This is a genomic window from Micromonospora sp. H33 (genome assembly GCF_052068455.1).
Lineage (GTDB): Bacteria > Actinomycetota > Actinomycetes > Mycobacteriales > Micromonosporaceae > Micromonospora.
The window spans coordinates 1,163,122-1,169,501 of sequence record NZ_JBQHDE010000001.1 but is presented as its reverse complement, the minus strand read 5'-3'; the positions used below and the strand labels follow the sequence as shown (position 1 = coordinate 1,169,501).

3 protein-coding genes, 2 tRNA genes and 1 pseudogene are annotated in these 6,380 nt (G+C 72.0%); 4 read left to right on the top strand and 2 right to left on the bottom strand.

Going from position 1 to position 6,380, the window contains the following annotated elements; all coding sequences use genetic code 11:
* Positions 1–277: 277 nt before the first annotated feature.
* The 3 genes and pseudogenes from ACTMS0_RS05560 to ACTMS0_RS05550 all read left to right on the top strand — a co-directional run.
* Positions 278–394: pseudogene (locus tag ACTMS0_RS05560) on the top strand (ice-binding family protein); the annotation flags it as partial.
* A 220-nt stretch (positions 395–614) separates the two neighbouring features.
* Positions 615–1,982, top strand: coding sequence for an AI-2E family transporter (locus ACTMS0_RS05555; RefSeq protein ID WP_441153960.1), 1,368 nt, complete (start codon positions 615–617; stop codon positions 1,980–1,982).
* A gap of 101 nt (positions 1,983–2,083) precedes the next feature.
* On the top strand, positions 2,084–3,088 hold the full coding sequence (locus ACTMS0_RS05550) for a YihY/virulence factor BrkB family protein (RefSeq protein ID WP_441153959.1): 1,005 nt from the start codon (positions 2,084–2,086) through the stop codon (positions 3,086–3,088).
* A gap of 1,317 nt (positions 3,089–4,405) precedes the next feature.
* Here the strand turns inward: ACTMS0_RS05550 and ACTMS0_RS05545 are convergent.
* Both ACTMS0_RS05545 and ACTMS0_RS05540 read right to left on the bottom strand, forming a co-directional pair.
* Positions 4,406–4,478, bottom strand: a tRNA-Arg gene (locus ACTMS0_RS05545).
* A gap of 35 nt (positions 4,479–4,513) precedes the next feature.
* A tRNA-Ser gene (locus ACTMS0_RS05540) sits at positions 4,514–4,604 on the bottom strand.
* Positions 4,605–5,382: 778 nt separating this feature from the next.
* Between ACTMS0_RS05540 and ACTMS0_RS05535 the strand changes: the two genes are divergently transcribed.
* Positions 5,383–6,378: a hypothetical protein gene (locus tag ACTMS0_RS05535; RefSeq protein WP_441153958.1), complete on the top strand. Its 996-nt coding sequence runs from the start codon at positions 5,383–5,385 to the stop codon at positions 6,376–6,378.
* Positions 6,379–6,380: the final 2 nt, after the last annotated feature.

Genomic DNA, 6,380 nt, shown 5'->3' with positions numbered 1-6,380 from the left:
ACCATGCCCGATCGCGTCGGTAGCCTTCGACAGCCGACTCGCCGCGCTGCCGTGCCAGAACGGGCCTCCATCGCTCAGCGCACCCGTGTTGCCGGACCATCTGTGACGGCTGGTTTGCCCTTCTCGCGCGAAGCGGGACGCCATCACCGCGGAGCTGCTGGCGTTGCGCCACGAGAATCGCTGTGGTGCGCTGGAAGGTCACTCGCCCGAGGCCCTCGTGGCCGGATCGCGGTGCTGTCCACGCTGACCCGGGTGCTAACCCGAAACCGGCACCCAATTCGCGGGCAACATCCTGGCCCACACCTCGATCACCATGAACACCGGCGCCACCCTCCAAGGCCGCGCCCTGGCTCTGGCGGCGGCGCCGCAACCGGGCGAACCCGCGGACTCCTGAGCAGGTGGCTGGCACGGTGTGGGGCGCTCCGAGCCCCTGCCACCCGCGCCCGGTATCTGTCCCGGGCGGTCCCGGCGGCGTGGTCCTGGGCCCTCACCCCGTCCTCGCACGTGTCCGCGAGCAACGCGGCGGCGGGCTCGACGGGCCGGGACGTGACCTGGTGACGACCGGTCACGTGGTGGGTACTTCTTACCTGCGGGGACGGTCGGAAGGGGCTGCCATGAGCTGGATCGGGTCGGTACGCGAGCGGGCGCGAACACGGTTGACGACCGCCCGGCAAGGCGGCTCGCTGCCGCCGTTCCGCGTCGACAACGGGTTGGGCGATACCGCCGGGCGAGTGCTCGTCGCCGAGTCGGCACCGGCCGTGGACGACGGTATCCCCCGCGGCGTGCGGATCGCCGGGGCGTGGGCGTGGCGGCTGATCTTGTTCATCGTCGCCGCCTACCTGCTGATCAGAGTGATATCGATCCTGCGCATCGTGGTTATTCCGGTGGCGGTGGCGCTGCTGCTCGCCGCCCTGTTCGAGCCGGCCGTCCGAGGGCTGCGCAACCGGGGAGTCAACCGGTCGCTGGCCGCCGGCACGGTGCTCGTCGGTGGGCTGGCCGCCGTGTCCGGCGGCCTCGGGGTGATCGTCGGGACGGTCATCTCCCAGTTCGACGACCTGTCGGCCCAGGTCCGCGAAGGCGTGAACGAGGTACAGACATGGCTTGCGCGCGGCCCGCTGCACATCTCCCAGGCGCAGCTCACCAGGGGGTTCGAACGGCTGCAGCAGCAGGTGTCCGAGAACCAGGGCGCGATCACCTCCGGCGCGTTGAGCACGGCCACGACTCTCGGTGAGGTCCTCGCCGGATTCCTGCTCGTGCTGTTCACCCTGTTCTTCTTCCTGCGCGACGGCGCCCAGATCTGGCAGTTCCTCTGCCGCCTGCTGCCGCGCCCGGCCCGGGTCCCGGTGGGCCGCGCCGGCCACTACTCCTGGCACACCCTCGGCTCGTACGTCCGCGCCACCGTGCTGGTGGCGTTCGTCGACGCCGTCGGTATCGGCATCGGGCTGGCCGTGCTGCGCGTCCCGCTCGCGCTGCCGCTGGCCGCGCTGGTGTTCCTGGGCGCTTTCATCCCGGTCATCGGCGCTACCTTGTCCGGCACGGTGGCCGTCCTGGTCGCGCTGGTCACCCAGGGCCCGGTCAGCGCGCTCATCGTTCTCGGTGTCGTCATCGGAGTGCAACAGCTGGAAGGCCACGTGCTGCAGCCGCTCATCATGGGCCGCGCCGTGGCGCTGCACCCGCTCGCCGTTATCCTGGCGATCGCCATTGGCGTCGTCGTCGCCGGCATCGTCGGCGCGCTCGTGGCCGTACCACTGCTGGCCGTGGCCAACACCGCCGTGCGCTACCTGGCCGAGCACCCGGAGGGCGAGCCCACCCCCGACCGGGAACCGCCCGGCACCCGCCCCACCGACGACGACCAGGCCGAGGCCCAGCGGAGTGCACAGCAGACCGACACCCGTGTCGACCGGGAAACCCCGCCACCGACCGCGACCTCCGTCAACCCCGATCCGGAGGCCCCGGTCGGCGGTGCCGCACTCGGCGCATGACTTCGCAAGACACGGCCGGAAACGGCACCAGCTCTGGTGCCCGTCACCATCGTGGCTGTCCGGTGCGTAGCCGCGGTGACCGCGGGGGTACGGCGAGCGGCGTGACCGCCCCGAGCGTGAGGCGGCGGGCCGCTGCGGCGTGGCAGCGCGCCCGCCGCCGCCACGGCTGGCTGGACCACCTGGCCCGGGCCGCGGTGCGCTATGACGAAGCCGACGGCGGCCGGCTCGCCGCCGCGGTCACCTACTACGCGTTCTTCGCCACGTTCGCGCTGGCCCTGCTGGGCTTCGCGGTCTTCGGATTCGTCCTCGACGATCCGGCGGTGCAGCGCTTGGTGCAGCGCTACCTCGCCCGGAACCTGCCCAGCCTCGACGTGGAGGCACTACGAACCGCCCGCGGCACCGCCGGAGTGATCGCGTTTCTGGGCCTGCCGGTCACCGGATGGTTCTGGGTGGACTCGCTGCGCTCCTCCATTCGCAAGATCTGGCGACTGCCCGAGTACCCGGGCACCTTCATGGTCCGCCTGCTGGTCGATCTGCTCGTGCTGGTCGGGCTCGGTCTGCTGCTGGCGGCGTCCCTCGCCACAGCGTTCGCCACCAGCGCCGGGGCCAACCGGCTGGTCGAGCCCACCGGCACGGAGGCCGTCCCGGCCCGGTGGCTGCTGGCCGCGGTCGGGCTCCTGCTCGGCATCGCCGTGAACACGCTGCTGTCGACCGCCGTGCTCACCGGCCTGCCGCGGCTACGCATGCCGCCGCGCCGGGTGGTCCTGCCCGCGCTGCTCGTCGCCGTCGGTCTGGAACTGCTCAAGACCGTCGGCGGCTTCTACATACAGCGCATCGAGGCCAACCCGACGTACCACGTCGTCGCCGGCACTGTCGGGCTGCTGGTCTTCCTCAACGTCGTCAACCAGCTCATCCTGTTCGCGGCGGCGCTGGCCGCCACCAGCGCCACCGGCCACGTCACTGACCTCGCCGTGCGACCCCGCTCACCGCAATCCACCGACGACCAAAGCACCGACCCGGCCGAGCCGACCACCGTGTTCGACGCCAGTCCGGTGCACGAGCAGATCACGATCCACAGGCGTCCCAGCCAGCAACCGCGGCGGTGACGGGACCGATGCCCGCCGCGCCGCCCGCCGGCGTGATACGGGAGCCAGGAACATCGCTACGAGATGTCCACATAGCGCCACCAGCACCCATGCCGCTCGGCGTCCCACGGCCGGTTCAGCCGGCGACCCGCCCCGGTCTAGGCGGTGAAACCTAGACATCAGCCATCAGGGTGAGATCACCGGACAGCGACCGGGCGTGACCACCGACGAGTCCGCGGAGCTGAAGCCGTCAAGCTGTCTGCCCCAACCCGGTTTCAGATTCGCTCGGGTCGCGTCCGCGTGAAGGTCCTCTACCGGGACCGAGCGGGCGCCGGCTGGCGACGACTCGCACCTGACTGTGTGGCGGATCCTGGTGAGCGGGACGCCTTGGAGCGAGTCTTCTCGGCGGCGGATAGCGATGCGTTCCAACGTTGAGCAGCCCAAAACAGCAGGTCCGGATCAGCTGTACGCCCGCGCAGGAAACCACACCGGACAGCTATCGCGGCCTCGGCAGTCAACTCCGAACCCGCTGATGCCCCGGATCCCGCCGCCACGACCACGCCCTGGGCCCTAAGCGAGCGCAGGGCCTGCTCCGCCCCGACGCGGATGCCTACATGCGGGTTCGGCCGGGTGGCCGCCCCGTCCAGAGGGTCGGCCAACCCGGCAGCAACGGCGCTTTCGCGCAGCTCCAGCAGGGCACGGTGCAGCGGCCATGCCGGGTCGACCGGCGCACGGTGCAGTGGGCCGCGCGCACAAGGCGCATACGACGCCGGCAAGCCCGACCGGCAGCCTCAGACGCTGGGGATCGAAGGTGGATACGAGCCAGGGCTGGCCATGCCGCTCCGCCGTCCACCACGCGTTGCGGTCTATGGCAACAGCATGCAGTACCTGGGGCATGGTCACCAGGCTTGTGCTGCGCCGTGCACGCAACGTTGAGCGGCTCTTCGTGGGGGATTTCGGCGGGTCTGGACGTCAGCGCAGGAGGATGCCGACCCGTTGGGGAAGTCTGAGTGGCCAGCCGCGAAGCACGACCATAAATCCGCCATTCTACTCCTATTGCTTAGGCTTTCGGCAGATTCAGCCACTTTGTTAGCCCACCACGCACCGCGACAGGCTAGACAGCAGGCGCGACATGATCATCAACCGGTTGGATCATCAGTGCAACACGAAGAGGCGGATCCGCATCATCCGTCCGCGAATCCGCTGCGCATCGATCCCGGAAGCCCAGGTCAACACGGTCCGACCAGGCTCTGCATGTGGGTCACAGATGTGACCCACATGCGACCCACACCGACCCGGAGGCCAGTGGGGATCATGAATATTGCCTGGTCAGACTTGCGCGCCCGAAGGGACTCGAACCCCTAACCTTCTGATCCGTAGTCAGATGCTCTATCCGTTGAGCTACGGGCGCTGGTGCTCAGCCAGCCTACACGACCGACTTTCGCGCGGAGACTCCGGGATTCGAACCCGGGAGGGGCTTTAAGACCCCAACCGCATTAGCAGTGCGGCGCCATAGACCAGACTAGGCGAAGTCTCCCCGGCGACCCCTGAGGCCACCGGGCCCGAGGATACAGGGCGCCACCCATCGGGAGCAAAGCGACTTCCCCCCGCGCGCCCGACCAGGACCCCAGGCCCGCGCGATTCCCCGCTGTGCGGGAACGTGATCAAGGCTACGCTCCATCGATATGCGCGAGCAGCCGTCGAGCGAGCCGACCCGTCCAGAGCCTGCTGCCGAGAAGCGGCGGCGCTCCCCGAGGGCGACGTTCACCCCGCCCCCCGCTCCGGCGGAGCCCGCTCCGGCTGCCGAAATCGGACAGCAGCGGCCACGGCGGGCGAAGCCGACCCCGACCGTGCTCTTCCAGCCGCCCGCGTCGCAGCCACCGGCGCCCCGGCAGCCCCAGCCGGAAACGAGTGACGAGCCGGTGACCCGGCAGCCGGAGTCGACACCGCAGACGGCGCCCGGGACGCGGGGTTCCCGCCGCGCACCACAGGCGGAGCCCGCGATTCGGCGGCCCACCGCTGGACCGCAAGCGAACCGCCTCGAACCGCCGAGCGAGGGCACGACGCCCCAGACCGACCCGCCGGCCCCAGCCGAGCACGCGGCACCGCAGCCCCAACCGGCACCTCGAGCCAGGCGCGCGACCCGTCAGCCAGATGCGGCATCGCCGGCCCAGCCCAGTCAGCCTGACCCGACGCCGTCGGGCGCACCCACGACCCCTGAACCCGAGCCCGCAGCGGTGGGCCAGTCCCGCCCGGAGGCGGTCGCGGAGGAGCCGCCGGTGGCACCGCCAGCAGGTGAAACGCCGCCCACCGGCGTGACTGACGACACAGACAGCGCCCGGTCCGGCCGGGCGACCGGGACGACCAAGGCGCCGCGGGCGAAGCGGACGACGGCGAAGAAGGCCACGTCAGGGCGTACCACCCGGGCGGAAGCGGAGCCCGCAGCCGTCGTCGACGTCCCCGCTGCCGGCACGCCGACCGCCACCCGAGCCACCAAGCGGACCGGCGCCACGAAGGCAGCGCCGAAGGAGGGCTCCGCACGCGCCCGCAAGACCACCCGGGCGGCGGCGAAGCCGGCCACCGAGCAGGAGTCCCCGGCCACCGCGGTCACTTCCAAAACGCCCGCAGGCCCTTCGCGGCCGGAAGAGCCCGCCGAGCTGCCGGTGCGGACACGTACGCCCGAGGTGGTCGCCCGGCGGGTCTTCGACCATCCGGGGTACGCGCCGGAGCTGCTCGCCCTGGCCGCCGTCGAGTCCATCGGACCACGGGCGCGTGACTGGGCCGACCGGCTGCGCTCGGCGTACCCGAAGGCGACGGGTGACGGCCTGGCCCGGCTCGCCACCCGGCGGTACGTCCGCCGGGCCGGGGCGGGTGGTGCGGCGGCGGCGCTGGCCGGCGTGTTCGCGCCGGTGGCGGAGTTGGGCGCGGTGCTGTGGACCCAGGCGAGCCTGGTGCTGCACCTGGCGGCGGCGTACGACCGGGACCCGGCGCACCCGGACCGGGCGGTGGAGCTGCTGGTGCTGACGCAGGTGCACCCGGACGCGGACAGCGCCCGCGCGGCGCTTCAGGCGGCCCGGGCGGCGGACGGGCCGGGCGAGGCGCCCTGGCCGCGGGCGGTGGAGGCGGCCTGGCGGCTGGCCGCGCCGCTCGCGGCGCAGGCGGGTGGCTGGCTGGCGCTGCGGCTGGCGTCCCGCCTGCTGCCCGGCGCGGCGGCGCTCGCGGCCGCGACCGGCGACGCCGCGGCGACCGAGCGCCTCGCGGCCCGCGCCGTCGCGGCCTACCGGTCGGCGCGCACCACCAGCACCGGCTGAGA